Source organism: Microcoleus sp. N3A4, from assembly GCF_036701805.1.
In the GTDB taxonomy this organism is placed as follows: domain Bacteria; phylum Cyanobacteriota; class Cyanobacteriia; order Cyanobacteriales; family Microcoleaceae; genus Microcoleus.
The window spans coordinates 24302-40162 of sequence record NZ_JAUBRJ010000006.1; the positions used below are offsets into that span (position 1 = coordinate 24302).

Below are 15861 nucleotides of genomic sequence, written 5' to 3' on the forward strand. Positions count from 1 at the left end.
GATCGAGCATGATGAACCAGAACCGGTTGTCGAAAATCTGCTGATTGTTGAAACACCAGATTTGAGACAACCTTCTCAACCAGAACCGGTTGTCGAAAATCTCGAAGTTTCACAAACACCAGAGTCCAGCCAACCTTCTCAACCAGAATCCCAACCAGTTGTAAAAAATAGGCAACTTAAAAAAAAGCCACAACCGAGTAGCGATTCTCAACCAGAACAGCCACCTGTTACCAGAAAGCGACAAATAGAAAGAAAGCAACAGGATAGCGACGACAGCGAAACACCACCCGCAGGCGACTCAAAATGAACCAATTACCAATAGCCAATTACCCATTCCCAATTCCTAAAGGTTAGTAATGATTAGTAATATTGTCGCAATTTACCGCAAAGAACTACAAAGCTATTTTGCCTCGCCATTAGCCTATGCCATAGCAGCAGTCTTTTGGCTGATCACCGGCTACTTTTTAATAGCTATCCTCCTCGCCCCCGACGGGTTAATTCCCCAAATCAGCCAGCGAGACCAAATGGGAATTACCGAACCTCCCATCGACGTAGCCTACGAATTCCTGCAACTCTTCCTGCGAATAATGGGTTCCCTTTCGTTGTTCGTACTACCCGCACTCTCAATGGGACTTTACGCAGAAGAACGCAAACGCGGCACATTAGAACTATTAGCCACATCGCCCTTAACAAACTGGGCAGTTGCTACCGGCAAACTCCTCGGCGTTTTAACATTTTATACCACCATGTTGGTGCCCCTGCTGTTCTGCGAGGCGATCGTCCTCAGTTCCTCAACCCCACCCGTACCCCCCGCAGTTCTCCTGCTAGGACACGGCGGCTTAATCTTACTAGCAGCAGGAGTGTTGTCCCTCGGAATGTTTATTTCCTCCCTCACAGACAGCACAATTTTATCAGCCATCCTCACCTTCGCTCTTGTATTATTTCTCTGGGTGATCGATGCAGCCGCCGTCGGTATCGGTGGCCCCTTCGGAACAGCATTAGGACATTTGTCGCTCCTAACACATTACACCAATCTTGTCAAGGGAGTTTTTGATATCAGCAGTTTAATTATGTTTGCCAGTTACATCATTTTAGGAGTATTTCTCACCGCCCAATCCATCGATGCCTTGCGATATCAGCGTTCTTAAAAAAATCAGTTCAGGTAGAGACAGGGAAGGTTATTTTTGCCGAATTCAAACAAAGTAAAGAGGAAAGAGAAGGTTATTTTTTCACTGTGAATCATTCTACCAAGTACCTCAAACAATGAGATTTATTAATCCAAAAATCGATTTTGCGTTCAAAAAAATATTCGGTTCCAGCGACAGCAAAGACATTCTGATTAATTTTTTAAACGCCATCCTTTATGAAGCACAGCCGGTCATCGAAGACTTAGAAATAATCGATTCCCAACCAGGAAATCCAACTTTCGGAGTCCAAGACACGCACCTAGATGTCAAAGCCACAATTAACGGCGGTCGCATCGCCCTCGTTGAAATTCAACTGATCAACGTGCCTTTCTTTGGGAACAGAGTTTTGTACAACGCTGCCAAAAGCTACAGCCTGCAATTAACAGGAGAAGAACGCTACGAAAGACTAAAAACAGTAACTTCATTGAAAATTGCCGACTTTGAAATGTTTGACAATCAGCCCGAATTTCTGTCGCGATTTGTTTTCAAAGAAAAAGAGCAACAGTTTGATTGTCCAGATACTGAAATAGAATTAGTATTCGTGGAACTACCAAAATTTAGCAAAGGATTAGAACAATTAGAAACAGCAACCGACAAATGGATTTACTTTCTCAAAAACACCAGCACTCTGGAGACAGTACCAGAAGCACTGAGTGCAGTTCCCGAACTTCAGAAAGCTTTGATAATTGCTAACGAGGAAAACTTCACTCAGGAAGAATTAAATGAATTGGAGAACCAAGAACTCTGGATTCAAGACCAGCAGATTGCCATAGATGTAGCAAAAGAACAGGTGACAAAAACCGCTCAACTCTCGTTAATTTTGCGTCAACTCGTGCGGCGTTTAGGCACAATACAACCGGAAACAGAAAACTCCATCCGTCAATTAAGCGTAGAGGAATTAGACGAACTCGGAGATGCCGTGCTGAATTTCAACCATCCGTCAGATTTAACAGCATGGTTGCAGGCTAATGCGATATAGAATAACATTCTTGAACCGGAATTTTGTCACGCAATATTTACATTATGAAAATTAGGAAAACAAATTGGAAATACATTTTTTTGCTGGGCCCCTTACTCATTGCAGCGGGGGTAACAGCAGCACTTGTATCTGGAGTATGGGAACCCCTGACAGTCGGTTTAGTGATTGCCGGAGCAGTGACGATCGCACTTTGGTTGCTATATTTGAGTTACGAACAAAGCTTTTGGGGGCAGCGTTCCACTCAAGCCAGCACCAACGCCCTGATTGCCACCCTCGCCGTCTTAGTGATTCTCGGAGTAATTAACTTCATAGCAGTTCGCTATCCCGTCCGCATCGACTTAACCGAAAGCCAACAATTTACCCTCGCCCCGCAGACTCAACAAATACTGCGAAACCTGCAACAAACAGTCAAAGTTTGGGTGTTTGACCCCACCCAAAATCCCCAAATTAAAGAACTGCTGCAAAGCTACAAACGCGAGGGAGGCGAAAAGTTCCAATTTGAGTTTGTTGACCCGCTAGCCCAACCGGGAAAAGCGCGGGAATTTAGCATTACCAGCATCGGAGAAGTTTACCTGCAATCCGGCGACAAAAAACAGGTACTGCAAAAAGGCGGCACTGCTTTTGGTAGCGACCCGAATCAAGGTCTTTCAGAGATCAAACTGACCAATGGCTTAGAAGAAATCCTGAGCACTCGCGTTGCTACAGTTTACTTTTTGCAAGGCCAAGGAGCCCGCCCGCTAAAGGAAGGTCAAGGCGGAATTCAGCAAGCTGAAAAAGCTTTGAAAGATAAATACTACAACGCCCAAACACTGAATTTGACCGAACGCAAAGAAGTGCCAGAAGATGCAGATGCTTTAATCGTTCCGGGGTTGGAAAAACCGTTTTCCGATACAGAAATTAAAGCACTAAAAGCTTATCTCGATCGCGGCGGCAGTTTGTTTTTAATGGTAGACCCGGCAATTAATACGGGATTGGACAAACTGCTGCAAGAATGGGGCGTCAAACTAGACACCCGTTTGGCCATCGATGCTTCGGGTACTGGTCAAAGATTTGGCCTCGGCCCCACGGTTCCCACAGTCAGGCGTTACGGCGAACATCCGATTACTCAAAGTTTTGGCACCGGCATTTCATTTTATCCGTTTGCGCGTGCTTTGGAAACTTCGCCAGTAGCAGGGATAGAGGAAAAACCTCTGATTTGGACGAGTCAAGAAAGTTGGGCGGAAAGCGATTTGACGACTAAGAAATTGGAGTTCGATCCGAAGACCGATCGACAAGGCCCGCTATTATTAGGTGTAGCTTTAGTTCGATCGGCCACTGACAGCACTCCCTTAAAGCCCTCACCTTCACCAACACCAACTTCGCCCTCGCCTTCACCCCAAGCATCACCGACAACTTCACCAACACCGACAACTTCGCCGTCGCCGACAACTTCACCATCAGCGACAACTTCGCCAACACCGACAACTTCGCCAACAACTTCACCAACACCAACAACTTCACCATCAGCGACAACTTCACCAATACCAACAACTTCACCAACAACTTCACCAACAACTTCGCCAATACCGACAACTTCGCCAATACCGACAACTTCGCCAACACCGACAACTTCGCCAACACCGACAACTTCGCCAACTTCGCCAACACCAACAACTTCACCAACACCGACAACTTCACCAACACCGACAACTTCACCAACACCGACAACTTCACCAACAGCTTCCCCAATCAGCTATTCGGTGATTGTCTCGCAAGAAGCTACGCCTCCAGCATTACCGACGACTTCGCCAACACCGACAACTTCCCCAACAGCATCTCCCGAGAGTTCGCCAACAACAACACCCACGCCAACACCGACAGCCTCTTCCGAAAGTTCGCCAACACCAACACCCACAGCATCTCCCAGTCCAACGGCAACTCCTTCTGTGCCTTCAACTCCTAGAAAAACATCGCGAATGGTAGTAATTGGTACATCTCAATTTGTGACTAACGGTTGGTTTGACCAACAACTCAATAGCGACGTGTTTCTCAATTCAGTCAGTTGGTTGAGTAAACCAGACCAGCAAAGCTTTTCTATCAGTCCGAAAAAAGCTACTAACCGCCGCATTAACATGACGGCCATCCAAGTAGGATTGCTGGTTTTAGCTTGGCTAATTTGGCCTTTACTCGGACTGGGAATTGGCGGCGCTATCTGGTGGAAGAGAAGATAAGTTAGTTGACTGCTGACAGTTGACAGTTGACAGTTGACAGTTGTCTGTTGACAGTTGTCTGTTGTTATTAATAACAGACTCCCCAATGCCCAATGCCCAATGCCCAATGCCCAATGCCCAATTCCCAATGCCCAATTCTCAGTTACTATGAAATTGCAGAAAAATACATTAGTGTTGATAGCCGTCGCGCTGAGCATGACTGGGTTGGTTGCTTTGTTCGAGATGCAAGTGTCTCCGCAGGAGGAAGCGGCTAAGGAAGAAAAACAGAAAATTTTTGCTTTTAAGTCCGATCGCGTACAATTCTTTACAGTCAAAACTCCCGAAAAAATCTTGACTTTTGAGCGAGTTTATGCTACAAAAGGAGGCAAGTCTAGCTGGGAAATGAAATTGCCCGTGCAAGCACACGCAAGTCAGGCATCGGTGGATTTTTTGCTAGACAGGCTGGCAACAGGAAAGAGCGATCGCACGATTAATATTACTGCTGCTCAACTACCAGAATTCGGTCTCGACCAACCCCAAGCTACAGTCACAGTAAAGTTGGACAACCAGGAAACTCACCGCCTAGTTTTAGGCAAAACAGACTTTAGCGGCCGCTTCTTGTACGCTCAAGCCAATCCGACAGAAGCGCCCCCTCAAAATTCAGCCCAAAGTTTGCCCGTGCTGCTAGTGCCTTTTGACTTTAAAAATGCCGTGCAGCGACCTTTGTCAGAGTGGAAAAAAGCAGAAGCACCCAAAACAGACAAACCGCAAAAACCATCTCCCACACCAAGTCCTGAGAATCAATAGATGGCCGATCGATCTGAGATGCTGTACCATTCTCAATAAGCCTTTTATGAATAGGCAAGATGCCTGTTCCACAAAGAGTAAATTTTTTTGTGGAACAGGCATCTTGCCTGTTGCTGACGCCTGTTGCTGACAATGGTGCACTCTGGGATAGAATTTAAAGAACCAATCCCAAAACCTGTTACTTCCAACATTCCTCACCTAAAATACAGAAAAGTCTAAAATTAAACTGTATTTAAGTGGCGTGCATTACCCCCAGGAAAGGGCGAATATGTTTCAGACAGCACTCAACCAAGGTACGACAGCAGCGGATACAGCGCTTGACGTTGAACTCCGCAAGGTCTTCAAGGTATTTAACGGCGAAACCGCAGTCCGCGGAGTAGACCTCAACATCCATCAGGGAGAATTTTTTAGCATCCTCGGGCCTAGCGGCTGCGGCAAGACTACGACGCTGCGGTTAATCGCTGGGTTCGAGACTCCCTCAGCGGGCGAATTGATGATTCGCGGCCAGTCGATGACCAACACTCCAGCTTACCGCCGTCCGGTAAATACTGTGTTTCAAAGCTACGCTTTGTTCGGACACATGAATGTCTGGGACAATATCGCTTTTGGATTGCGGATCAAAAAGCTGGGGAAAGCGGAAATTGAAGAACGGGTACGGGAAGTTTTGCAATTGGTGAAAATGGAATCTTTCGCCAACAGGTTTCCCGGTCAAATGTCGGGCGGCCAGCAGCAGCGGGTGGCTTTGGCGAGAGCTCTGGTAAACCGACCGGCGGTTCTGCTGCTGGACGAGCCCCTGGGTGCTCTGGATTTGAAGTTGCGGAAGCAGATGCAGTTGGAACTGTCGAATTTGCATCAAGAATTGGGTTTGACTTTTGTGATGGTGACTCACGACCAAGAAGAGGCGATGAGTCTGTCTGACCGGATTGCGGTGATGCACGAGGGTAGGATCGAGCAAATTGGCTCTCCTGAAGAAATTTATGAGTGCCCGCAGACGGCTTTTGTGGCGGATTTTATTGGCGATACGAATTTGTTTGCGGGTACGGTAGAATCGATCGACCGATCGACTCTCACAGTTCGCACATCAGCCAATCTGAAAATAATCGTTCAGCAGTCGGATATGTGGAGTGGTGTCACAGGCGACTCTGTAGTGGTCAGCGTTCGGCCGGAAAAAGTATATTTGAATCTCTACCAGCCGGAAGTGTCGGTCAACTGTTTTGAAGGGCGGCTCAAAAATACTATGTACATGGGCACGCACGTTCATTACGTGGTTGAGTTGGCGTCGGGCGATAAAATTACCGTGCGCCAGCCAAATACCGGCGGCTCTTTCCCAGACCCGCACACGCCGATTTACGCTTACTGGGGGACTAATGATTGTCTCGCTTTGACCGATCGAGCATAATTGGGAAACGAAGGAAGAAGGAAGAAGGAAGAAGGAAGAAGGAAGAAGGAAGAGGGGGAGAATGGGAGAATTTCCCCATTACCAATTATTCCTGATTACAAAATCTAAAATCTAAAATCGAATTTCCCCATCCCAATTCCCCAATCTAAAATCTAAAATCTAAAATCTAAAATCGAACTGTGCCTCCGACTAACTTACCAATTTCCAGGATTTTTCCGGCTAATTCTACACGCCGTCAGTTCCTAAAAAATTCGGCGGCGACAATTTCTGGTTTAGCCCTTTCGAGTTGCGGCTGGCGTCTTGCAGACGTACAATCTGCTCCTCCCGTCAAAGGTTCTGCCGACCAACTTTTCATCTATACTTGGGCTGGCTATACCGATAAAGCTTTGCTCGATCGCTTTGCCGAAAAAACCGGCATTCGCGTCGTGGCCGACGTGTTTAGTTCCAACGAAGAGATGCTGGCGAGAGTTCAAGCCGGTGGCGGCCGCGCCTACAGCATCATTTACCCGTCTGACTACATGGTGGTTCAGATGACGCAACTGGGGTTGTTGACCCAATTAGACCACTCGATTTTGGGCGGGATCGATCGGCTAAAAAAACAGTTCCAAAACCCCGTTTACGACCCAGGAAACCGCTACAGCGTCCCTTTGAGTTGGGGAACCACAGGCTTGATTTACAACAGCGAACAACTCAAAAAAGCTCCTGAAGATTGGGACTATTTGTGGGAGCACAAACAGGAGTTAGCAAAGCGAATGACGCTGGCCAGTGATGTCCGAGAAGTCATGGGCGCTGCGTTGCGGATGCTGGGTTATTCTCTGAATTCTACGAACCAAGAGCAAGTGAAAAAAGCTTACCAAAAGTTGGTGGAACTCAAACCGGCGATCGCATCTTTTACTACTGATGCTTGGCGGCCTCAAATGCTGACGGGGGATTTGAAAATAGCTATGTGTTATTCTTCTGATGCTAATGAAGTAATTTCAGATAACGATAAATTGAAGTATGTCGTCCCCAAAAGCGGTTCTTCTCTGTGGACTGACACTTTAGTAATTCCTAAAGGTGCTCCCAATCCCGAAGCAGCTTATAAATGGATTAACTTTATGCTGCAAGCCGATGTCGCTGCTTCTTTAGTAGAACGCCTCAGTTTTTCAACTCCTTCGGAAGATGCTTTTAATTTGCTGACGCCGGAAGTCCGCGAAAACGAGCTTCTTTTCCCTTCGGAAGCTGTTTTGAAAAATTGCGAAGGTGTGGCTCCGGTAGGAAAATTTATGGAAGTGTACGATCGCTATTGGACTCAATTAACCAGCGGCTAATCTTATTTTTGCCATAAATCTCATGTACATTTCGATTTACCGTAGAGTGGAGGGCGGGAATTTAGGAGATTATTTATTTTAAGGGTAGATTGTTAGTCAAACCCGCCCGTTGTATCTTGTGTGCGTCGCTGCCAGATTTTCGATTTGATTTGCAGATTGTAGGATGGCGACGCACCCTACGACATGGGGTATGGTGCGTCGCTGCCAGATTTTCGATTTGATTTGCAGATTGTAGGATGGCGACGCACCCTACGGTATTTAAATATCAAAACTCAAAACTCCAAACTATTATTTATGGCTGTATCTACCAAAACTCCCCCTCCTATTCCTCCCAATTCTTCCTTGAAAGCTGAAACTGTCCCCCCGTGGTCGTCGTGGACAGGCCCGCTCGCATTGCTGGGCCCTTCTGGGTTGTTCCTGCTTTTATTATTAGTCATACCAACTCTGGTGATTTTTCAGCTTAGTTTGGTTCCGAATATTAAACCGGGAGATTTGGTGAATCCTTCGGGAATCGGCAACTACCTGCGAGTGTTTGAGCCGCTGAATTTGCAGGTGATGGGTCGATCGATCTTTTTTGCAACGGGGACTACTATTCTGTGTTTGCTCTTGGGATTTCCCGTCGCTTACTGGATCGCCCTCAATGTCTCGAAAAAGTGGCGGAATTTAACTTTGTTAGGCTTTGTGTTGCCGCTGTGGACTTCTTCGCTGTTGCGATCGTATGCTTGGATTACAATTCTGCGTCCTACAGGGGTTCTCAACTCGCTGCTGGCACTTGTAGGCATTCCTCCTCTGGAATTGCTCAATCAAAGTTCCGCAGTCTTAATCGGCATGGCTTACAGTTATTTGCCTTATATCGTGACAATTCTCTACGCTTCTTTGGAAAAGTTAGACCGCAGGTTGTTAGAAGCATCTCAGGATTTGGGCGCGAATCCAGTGGAAACTTTCTGGAAAGTGACAGTACCTCAGACGATGCCGGGAATTGCTGCGGGTTCTTTGCTAGTATTTATTAGCAGTTTGGGCGATTTTGTCGATCCGGAGTTGCTCGGTGGAGCTTCGAGCATGACTGCAGCTCGTTTGATTTACAATCAGTTTTTGGGGGCGACTCAAAATTGGGGGCTGGGTTCGGCTCTGAGTATGGTATTGATTTTTGCAGTGAGTATCGGAATTGCCCTTTTGCTCAAATATGGCGATCGTAATGCAATTTGAAGAAGTCATTAGTCAGTAGTTATTAGTCATTAGTTACTGGTTATTGGTTATTGGTTACTGGTTATTAGTAGCTCCTAACAAATAACAACTGACAACAACCAATTACCAATTCCCCATTACCAAGATATGGAAAATAGCGCCGACAATCCACAGGAGGAAATACAAGCCGATATGTACTTAAAACCTAAATTTAAGGTTTCTTGGCAGATGATCTTTGCCGTTTTGATGTTTTTTTATATGTACCTGCCGATATTGGTACTCACATTTTACAGCTTTAACAAATCGCGTTTTAGCGCTGGCTGGGAAGGATTTACTTTAGATTGGTACGTTAAATTATTTAGCGATACGCGGATTTTAATTGCCCTGAGAAACAGTTTAACAGTGGCTGTTTGTGCGGTTGCAATCTCGGCTGTACTAGGCACTTTGATGGCCGTTGGTTTAGCCCGCTACCGCTTTCCTGGCAAGAGTTTATATCAGGGAGTTTCCTACTTGCCGATTATTATTCCAGATATTGCGAGCGCGGTTGCTACTCTGGTATTTTTAGCGGCGCTGGCTATTCCTCTAAGTTTGTGGACAATTGTCGCCGCTCACGTTGTGTTTTGTCTGGCTTACATCGCTCTAGCTGTTTCTACTAGATTGGCAGATTTAAACCCGTATTTAGAAGAGGCTGCCTTGGATTTGGGGGCAACGCCTGTTGAGGCTTTTATTCAGGTTTTGCTCCCTCAATTAATACCCGGAATTGTTTCGGGTTGTCTGCTGTCTTTTGTTCTCAGCATGGACGATTTTTTGATTGCGAGTTTTACCGCAGGTAGCGGGACTACAACTTTGCCGATGGAAATTTTTAGCCGGATTCGGACTGGTGTGAAACCTGATATTAATGCTCTGAGCGTGCTGTTGATAGTAGGTTCGGGAGGATTGGCATTTTTAGCGGAATATTTGCGCGGCCGGGGCGAGCAAAAACGGGCTAATTAGGCAGTTGGCAGTTGTGAGTTAGCAGTTGACTGTTGACTGTTGACTGTTGACTGTTGGTTATTTGTGAGTTATTACCAATGCCCAATGCCCTGTTTGGCCAATGCCCATGTCGCTATTTTGCTGGTAATTTCACCTTACTTGCCAAACCGAGTGCTTCGAGCACTTGAATTGTCATCCAAGTCAAGTCAATTTCCCACCATTTCATCCCGTGACGGGCAGAGTATTGATAAGCATGGTGGTTGTTGTGCCAGCCTTCGCCGTAAGTCAGGACAGCTACCCACCAACAGTTAGTAGAACTATCATTTGTTTCGTAGGTGCGGTAGCCAAATTTGTGAGTGGCGCTGTTGACAAACCAGGTGCAGTGATACACCGCAACTAAACGCACAAAAATTACCCAAACTACAAAGGGCCAGCCTGCTACTAAGTAGAGCAACAGGCCAAAGGCGATTTGCATGGGGAGAAAGTAGTTTTGCAAAAATTGGTAAAATGGGTCGCTGGAAATGTCTTTTGTGCAGCGAGCAATTTCAGCGTGGGCGGGGCCTTTATACAGCATCCAGCCGAGGTGACTCCACCAAAAACCCTGCTGGGCATTATGAGGGTCGAGCGCATTTTGGTCGGAGTTGGTGTGGTGCAAGCGGTGCAGCCCAACCCAATCAATTATTCCTCCTTGACACGCCAGGGCTCCACAAAAAGCTAGAAAGTATTCTATGAATTTTGGTGTCTGAAAACTGCGGTGAGTCAGCAGGCGATGCCATCCGAGAGTTATTCCTAAACCGCCTGTTATCCAGTGCATGAATACTGTTAAACCAACTGCTGTCCAGTTGAAGTTACTCGGAAGCAATGCGAACAAAGCACCGATATGAAGTCCTGCTAAACTAATAATGTGCTTCCAATTGTATTGGAGTTTGTCTTGTGTTGCAATTGTCATTCTATTTTTGATTTCTGATTAGATGCCGAGCTGGATTCACCGATAAAAGTTTGGATTGAGGTAGTGAACTGTTTTTTTGAACACTTGCCCAAACTAATAAATAATGAATGATAGATTTTGGATTAGGATTGAAAAAAAAATTACCGTTTTGTCTTGAAAATAAAAAATTTGGCTGCCAAACAAAATTTTTTGTTCCCAACTCTATTATAACTGATTCTGGTTTTGGTTGGGTCGATCGCACCAGAGGATTCGAGCTTACTTCAACCCAACCTATACCCGATCGCAAAAACTGGATTAGTCATTGGTCACGAGTCATTAGTCAAGAACAGATGACCGATCACCAATAACTAATTGCCGATCGCTATTTTTCTGCTAATTTCACTTTGGTTGCCAAACCCAGCGATTGCAGCAGTTGAATTGTCATCCAGGTGAAGTCGATTTCCCACCATTGGAGACCGTGGCGAGCCGAGTATTGAAAGGCGTGGTGGTTGTTGTGCCAGCCTTCGCCGTAGGTGAGCAAGGCAACCCACCAGCAGTTCGTCGATCCATCACCCGACTCGTAGGTGCGGTAGCCGAATTTGTGGGTAGCGCTGTTAACCAGCCAAGTGCAGTGGAACACCACCACGATCCGCATAAACACGCCCCAAACCACAAAAGACCAGCCGCCTAATAAATAAAGCAACACACCGAAGACAACTTGGATGGGGATAAAATATGCTTGGAGAAACTTGTATACTGGGTCGTCGCCGATGTCTTTAGTAAAGCGGGGGATTTCAACTCTGATCGGGAGATCCGAGAGCATCCAGCCCATGTGGCTCCACCAGAAACCTTGATTGGAATCGTGGGGATCTGTTTCGGTGTCGGAATGTATGTGGTGTAACCGGTGCATTCCTACCCAGTCGATCGGGCCACCTTCACAGGAAAGGGTACCGCAAATAACTAGAAAATACTCTAGCCATTTTGGTGTTTGAAAACTGCGGTGGGTGACGAGGCGGTGAAATCCGAGAGTAATTCCTAAACCACCTGTTACCCAATGCAGGAATACTGCCAGCCCGACCGCAGACCAGCTAAAATTACCCGGCAGCAAAGCAAATAAAGCGCCGGTGTGCAGAAAGGCCATAAAGCCTATGACAGGCCAATCAGGGGAAGTTTTTTTGGAAGTTGCAATCGTCATGAATATATTTTGTTTACAAACTAGGGGCCGCATCTACGCCATAATGAACAGCGCGCACGCAAAGGGTGAGCGAGGTATAGATGAATAGCGTTTCACGGCTACAGGAAGCAGAACAGGCACTCTTTCAGATTTTTTCTGGTATTGACGCGACAGTCAAGCAAAATCTTCAAAGAGTCTTAAAAGCTTTTCGCAGCCACCGGGTTGGAGTCCACCATTTTGCAGGGGTTACGGGTTACGGCCACGATGATTTGGGTCGGGAGACTTTGGACGGGGTGTTTGCCGAAGTGGTAGGGGCCCAGGCCGCGGCTGTCCGGGTACAGTTTGTTTCGGGTACTCACGCGATCGCCTGTGCTCTTTTTGGCATCCTGCGCCCTGGTGACGAAATGTTGGCAGTGGCTGGTTCTCCCTACGATACTTTAGAAGAAGTGATCGGCTTGCGGGGGCAAGGTCAAGGTTCACTGATTGAGTTTGGCATTAGCTACCGTGAGTTGCCTCTAACTCGCGAAGGAAGTGTGGACTGGCAGGCACTGAGCTCTACTATTTCAGCAAAGACTCGCCTGGTTTTTATCCAGCGCTCTTGCGGCTATTCTTGGCGGTCGAGTTTGTCTATTTCTGAGATTGAAAAAATCGTCGCCATAGTCAAACATCAGAATCCTAGCACAATTTGCTTTGTCGATAATTGTTACGGGGAGTTTGTTGATGATTGCGAACCTACTGCTGTGGGTGCGGATCTGATAGCTGGTTCTTTAATCAAAAATCCGGGGGGTACGATCGTCCCTGCGGGCGGTTACGTCGCCGGCAGGGCGGATTTAGTGGAGGCGGCAACTTGTCGCTTGACGGCGCCGGGAATTGGCAGCAGCGGCGGCGCGACTTTTGATTTGAATCGGTTGCTGTTTCAGGGTTTGTTTATGGCTCCCGGTTGTGTGGGGGAGGCGATGAAGGGCAATCATTTGACGGCTTATGTTTTTTATAAGTTGGGTTATCGAGTGAATCCTATGCCTTTGGCTAGGAGACGAGATGTGATTCAGGCGATCGAATTCGGTTCTGCTGATAAGTTAGTGGCTTTTTGTAAGGCTGTTCAGCAAAATTCTCCCGTGGGCTCTTATTTAGACCCTATCCCAGCTCCGATGCACGGATATGAAAGTCAGTTGGTGATGGCTGGAGGTACTTTTATTGATGGGAGTACGTCGGAGTTTTCGGCTGACGGGCCTCTGCGTCCGCCTTACGTGGCTTTTTGTCAGGGGGGGACTCATTGGACTCATGTATCGATCGCCCTTGAGGCTGCGATCGAGGGTGTGGGCCCAGCTAAGTAAGTTTGTAGTGAGGACTTCTGTCTTCTCTGTGGCTGATAGTTAATAAGGACTCAAGTCTTTACTACAAACAATTTGTCTAAAGAATAATCAGACCTACAATAAATCCGATGATTGTTCCGAAGCCGATAATAAAGCCGATCGGCGTGGCATTTCCCCCATAAGCTTTTTCAATTTCGACCCTGCTAAAGTTAAAACTGTGAAATCATCGGGCCAATTCATTCAGCATTGCTGAGTGCTTGAATATCGCTGTTCATAATCAAATTTACATGGCGCGTAATTTTGTCAATTTCCCAATCCCACCACCGAATTTCTAATAGTTGGGCAACTTCAGCATCGCTGAAACGCTGTTTGATTGGATGTGCGGGGTTTCCACCGACAACGGTGTAAGCGGGTATGTCTTTTACTACAACGGATTTTGCGGCAATAACGGCACCGTCACCGATTTTGACTCCTGGCATAATCATGGATTCATAGCCGATCCAAACATCGTTGCCAATGACAGTATCGCCTTTACTTGGCAGTTCGATTAATAAATTCATGGCTGTTTCCCAACCATTCGCAAAGATGGGAAAAGGATAAGTTGAAATGCCGTCTAGTTTGTGATTTGCACCGTTCATAATGAATTTGACGTTGGTCGCGATCGCACAAAACTTGCCAATTATTAATCGCTCGTTTCCGTAGTTGTAAAGTACATTTTTCTCAAAATTTTCTGGCTCTATTGGATCGTCGTAATATGAATAATCGCCAACGATAATGTTGGGGGATTTAATAAAGTTTTTGATGAAGCATACGCGCCGTTGGTCTGCCATCGGATAAGGTCGGTTTGGATCGGGCCCAATTTCTGTCATAAGTTTCAAGCCTTATTCGTTAAGCTGCTGGATTGATGTAGTGTTAATTCGAGTGAGGTTTGCTTCTGCTTCAATAACATAGAGCAGTAGAGTTTGTCAAGGGATGGACGAGAAATTTTGGTCGATCGCCCTGCAAGAAATGAGACAAAATGGTAAAAGCCAACATCCATCCGCGTTCCGAAGCGGTTAAAAATCCCAAATTAATATTAAAGAAGCGATCGAAGTGAGATAAGTTATGAGAGTACGAACCTACGAAATCGGGGATACCCAACAAATTGTAAAACTGTTTTACGACACCGTGCACGAAGTAAATATTCGACATTACACAAAAGCACAAGTAGATGCTTGGGCACCAGCAGATATCGATCTCGAAAGTTGGACTAAAAGTTTAAGCAGTAAAATTACCTTCGTAGCAGAAGAGGGTGATAAAATTGCTGGTTTTGGGGAGTTGGAAGCAAACGGTCATATCGATCGCTTTTACTGTCATCAAGATTTTCAAAGACAAGGAGTTGGCAGGCTGATTTTAGCACAAATTGATTTTAAAGCCCGAAACCTAGGAATTAAAAAGTTATTTACAGAAGCCAGCATTACAGCCAAACCCTTCTTTGAAAGTAAAGGATTTATTGTGGTGAAAAAGCAAGAAGTAGAACGGAGAGGACAAAAGTTTATTAACTTTGCAATGGAAAAATTCATATAAAAAAACTTTTTTGGTAAAACATAAGATGTAAAATTAAATCAAAGAGTTTTGCACAGGAGTTGCGATCGTGGTGACAGAGGCTACAAATGTTCTGGGCGGAAAATTAGAGACTTGCTGCACTTCGCCAATGACGGGCTATTATCGGGACGGCCAATGCAATACAGGCGGCGGTGACTTCGGGGCCCACACAGTTTGCGCTCAACTGACGGAAGAGTTTTTGACATTCACCAAGTCGAATGGAAATGATTTGAGCACTCCCGTTCCCGAATTAAACTTTCCCGGTTTGAAACCTGGGGATTGCTGGTGTTTGTGCGCGTCTCGGTGGAAGGAAGCAATGGATGCGGGAGTTGCGCCGCCTGTGGTTTTGGCTGCGACTCACGCCTTGACTTTGGAATACGTTTCTTTGGATAAATTGAAACAGCACGCTGCTGATTTGTAGGAGGATGTTGGTGTGCGATCGCTTTTAGTCAATAAGGGCGATTCCCTACGGGATAGCTGCGCTTCACGGGTTTTTCTGGTGAATACCCAATTTATCCTTCGCCACTGAAATATTTAAGTGCGATCGGGCGTCACTGTAAAGTTTTATGGTTTAGTTGGTGCTTCCCACTTACAGATAGACTCTGGTTTGAGAGGGCAAGTTTTAGGGGCGATCGGATTTTCCATGAGGTCAAGCTCAATCAGGTTAGTCAAAGATTCTAGCGGTTTGATATCGCTGATTTGATTGAAGCTGAGGACTAGCTCAGTCAGGTTAGTCAAGGATTCTAGCGGTTTGATGTCGCTGATTTGATTGAAGCTGAGGACTAGCTCAGTCAGGTTAGTCAAGGATTCTAGCGGTTTGATGTCGCTGATTTG

Annotated in this window: 17 protein-coding genes and 1 pseudogene; 14 read left to right on the forward strand and 4 right to left on the reverse strand. The window is 46.1% G+C overall.

Features of this window, described 5'->3' with window-relative positions:
- The 10 genes and pseudogenes from QUA56_RS05170 to QUA56_RS05215 all read left to right on the forward strand — a co-directional run.
- Nucleotides 1-307 (forward strand): annotated as a pseudogene (locus QUA56_RS05170) (ATP-binding cassette domain-containing protein); the annotation flags it as partial.
- A gap of 49 nt (nucleotides 308-356) precedes the next feature.
- On the forward strand, nucleotides 357-1148 hold the full coding sequence (locus QUA56_RS05175) for an ABC transporter permease (protein ID WP_333354133.1): 792 nt from the start codon (nucleotides 357-359) through the stop codon (nucleotides 1146-1148).
- A gap of 115 nt (nucleotides 1149-1263) precedes the next feature.
- The gene (locus QUA56_RS05180; protein ID WP_333354135.1) at nucleotides 1264-2166 is read left to right on the forward strand and encodes an Rpn family recombination-promoting nuclease/putative transposase; all 903 of its coding nucleotides are present in this window, start codon (nucleotides 1264-1266) and stop codon (nucleotides 2164-2166) included.
- Nucleotides 2167-2210: 44 nt separating this feature from the next.
- The gene (locus QUA56_RS05185) at nucleotides 2211-4376 is read left to right on the forward strand and encodes a Gldg family protein (protein ID WP_333354138.1); all 2166 of its coding nucleotides are present in this window, start codon (nucleotides 2211-2213) and stop codon (nucleotides 4374-4376) included.
- Between the two features lie 99 nt (nucleotides 4377-4475).
- A complete protein-coding gene (locus QUA56_RS05190; RefSeq protein WP_333354140.1) occupies nucleotides 4476-5162 on the forward strand; it encodes a DUF4340 domain-containing protein in 687 nt (228 codons plus the stop codon).
- Nucleotides 5163-5430: 268 nt separating this feature from the next.
- Entirely contained in the window at nucleotides 5431-6561 is a 1131-nt protein-coding gene (locus tag QUA56_RS05195; RefSeq protein WP_333354143.1) for an ABC transporter ATP-binding protein, read from the forward strand.
- On the forward strand, nucleotides 6534-6656 hold the full coding sequence (locus QUA56_RS05200) for a hypothetical protein (RefSeq protein ID WP_333354146.1): 123 nt from the start codon (nucleotides 6534-6536) through the stop codon (nucleotides 6654-6656). Before QUA56_RS05195 ends, QUA56_RS05200 begins: the two co-directional genes overlap by 28 nt.
- Nucleotides 6657-6740: 84 nt before the next feature.
- Nucleotides 6741-7871, forward strand: a complete 1131-nt coding sequence (locus QUA56_RS05205; protein WP_333354149.1) for a spermidine/putrescine ABC transporter substrate-binding protein — start codon at nucleotides 6741-6743, stop codon at nucleotides 7869-7871.
- Between the two features lie 294 nt (nucleotides 7872-8165).
- A complete protein-coding gene (locus QUA56_RS05210) occupies nucleotides 8166-9077 on the forward strand; it encodes an ABC transporter permease (protein WP_333354152.1) in 912 nt (303 codons plus the stop codon).
- 126 nt (nucleotides 9078-9203) lie between these two features.
- Nucleotides 9204-10049, forward strand: a complete 846-nt coding sequence (locus tag QUA56_RS05215; protein ID WP_333354156.1) for an ABC transporter permease — start codon at nucleotides 9204-9206, stop codon at nucleotides 10047-10049.
- 112 nt (nucleotides 10050-10161) lie between these two features.
- Here QUA56_RS05215 and QUA56_RS05220 read toward each other — a convergent pair whose 3' ends face one another.
- The gene (locus QUA56_RS05220; RefSeq protein ID WP_333354158.1) at nucleotides 10162-10977 is read right to left on the reverse strand and encodes a fatty acid desaturase; all 816 of its coding nucleotides are present in this window, start codon (nucleotides 10975-10977) and stop codon (nucleotides 10162-10164) included.
- Between the two features lie 107 nt (nucleotides 10978-11084).
- Here QUA56_RS05220 and QUA56_RS05225 point away from each other — a divergent pair, with 107 nt between their 5' ends.
- A complete protein-coding gene (locus QUA56_RS05225) occupies nucleotides 11085-11324 on the forward strand; it encodes a hypothetical protein (protein WP_333354161.1) in 240 nt (79 codons plus the stop codon).
- A 14-nt stretch (nucleotides 11325-11338) separates the two neighbouring features.
- Here the strand turns inward: QUA56_RS05225 and QUA56_RS05230 are convergent, their stop codons facing one another.
- The gene (locus tag QUA56_RS05230) at nucleotides 11339-12151 is read right to left on the reverse strand and encodes an acyl-CoA desaturase (protein ID WP_333354164.1); all 813 of its coding nucleotides are present in this window, start codon (nucleotides 12149-12151) and stop codon (nucleotides 11339-11341) included.
- A gap of 80 nt (nucleotides 12152-12231) precedes the next feature.
- Here QUA56_RS05230 and QUA56_RS05235 point away from each other — a divergent pair, with 80 nt between their 5' ends.
- Nucleotides 12232-13464: a methionine gamma-lyase family protein gene (locus QUA56_RS05235; RefSeq protein ID WP_333354167.1), complete on the forward strand. Its 1233-nt coding sequence runs from the start codon at nucleotides 12232-12234 to the stop codon at nucleotides 13462-13464.
- A 215-nt stretch (nucleotides 13465-13679) separates the two neighbouring features.
- Here QUA56_RS05235 and QUA56_RS05240 read toward each other — a convergent pair whose 3' ends face one another.
- Complete coding sequence (locus QUA56_RS05240) at nucleotides 13680-14312, reverse strand: CatB-related O-acetyltransferase (RefSeq protein ID WP_333354170.1); 633 nt, start codon at nucleotides 14310-14312, stop codon at nucleotides 13680-13682.
- Between the two features lie 235 nt (nucleotides 14313-14547).
- Between QUA56_RS05240 and QUA56_RS05245 the strand changes: the two genes are divergently transcribed.
- On the forward strand, nucleotides 14548-15009 hold the full coding sequence (locus QUA56_RS05245) for a GNAT family N-acetyltransferase (protein WP_333354173.1): 462 nt from the start codon (nucleotides 14548-14550) through the stop codon (nucleotides 15007-15009).
- 67 nt (nucleotides 15010-15076) lie between these two features.
- Nucleotides 15077-15448, forward strand: a complete 372-nt coding sequence (locus QUA56_RS05250) for a DUF2237 domain-containing protein (RefSeq protein WP_333354174.1) — start codon at nucleotides 15077-15079, stop codon at nucleotides 15446-15448.
- A 143-nt stretch (nucleotides 15449-15591) separates the two neighbouring features.
- On the opposite strand, the gene QUA56_RS05255 is transcribed toward QUA56_RS05250, so the two are convergent.
- Nucleotides 15592-15861, reverse strand: a 270-nt coding sequence (locus QUA56_RS05255; RefSeq protein ID WP_333354176.1) for a leucine-rich repeat domain-containing protein, incomplete at its 5' end; no start/stop codon positions are given.

Excerpts from the sequence above, each read along its gene's own strand:
- QUA56_RS05240 (WP_333354170.1), bottom strand. The coding sequence starts at position 14,312 with ATGACAGAAATTGGGCCCGATCCAAACCGACCTTATCCGATGGCAGAC.
- QUA56_RS05185 (WP_333354138.1), top strand. The coding sequence starts at position 2,211 with ATGAAAATTAGGAAAACAAATTGGAAATACATTTTTTTGCTGGGCCCC.
- QUA56_RS05180 (WP_333354135.1), top strand. The coding sequence starts at position 1,264 with ATGAGATTTATTAATCCAAAAATCGATTTTGCGTTCAAAAAAATATTC.
- QUA56_RS05230 (WP_333354164.1), bottom strand. The coding sequence starts at position 12,151 with ATGACGATTGCAACTTCCAAAAAAACTTCCCCTGATTGGCCTGTCATA.
- QUA56_RS05210 (WP_333354152.1), top strand. The coding sequence starts at position 8,166 with ATGGCTGTATCTACCAAAACTCCCCCTCCTATTCCTCCCAATTCTTCC.
- QUA56_RS05190 (WP_333354140.1), top strand. The coding sequence starts at position 4,476 with ATGCCCAATGCCCAATGCCCAATTCCCAATGCCCAATTCTCAGTTACT.
- QUA56_RS05195 (WP_333354143.1), top strand. The coding sequence starts at position 5,431 with ATGTTTCAGACAGCACTCAACCAAGGTACGACAGCAGCGGATACAGCG.
- QUA56_RS05245 (WP_333354173.1), top strand. The coding sequence starts at position 14,548 with ATGAGAGTACGAACCTACGAAATCGGGGATACCCAACAAATTGTAAAA.
- QUA56_RS05225 (WP_333354161.1), top strand. The coding sequence starts at position 11,085 with ATGATAGATTTTGGATTAGGATTGAAAAAAAAATTACCGTTTTGTCTT.
- QUA56_RS05175 (WP_333354133.1), top strand. The coding sequence starts at position 357 with ATGATTAGTAATATTGTCGCAATTTACCGCAAAGAACTACAAAGCTAT.
- QUA56_RS05215 (WP_333354156.1), top strand. The coding sequence starts at position 9,204 with ATGGAAAATAGCGCCGACAATCCACAGGAGGAAATACAAGCCGATATG.
- QUA56_RS05220 (WP_333354158.1), bottom strand. The coding sequence starts at position 10,977 with ATGACAATTGCAACACAAGACAAACTCCAATACAATTGGAAGCACATT.
- QUA56_RS05235 (WP_333354167.1), top strand. The coding sequence starts at position 12,232 with ATGAATAGCGTTTCACGGCTACAGGAAGCAGAACAGGCACTCTTTCAG.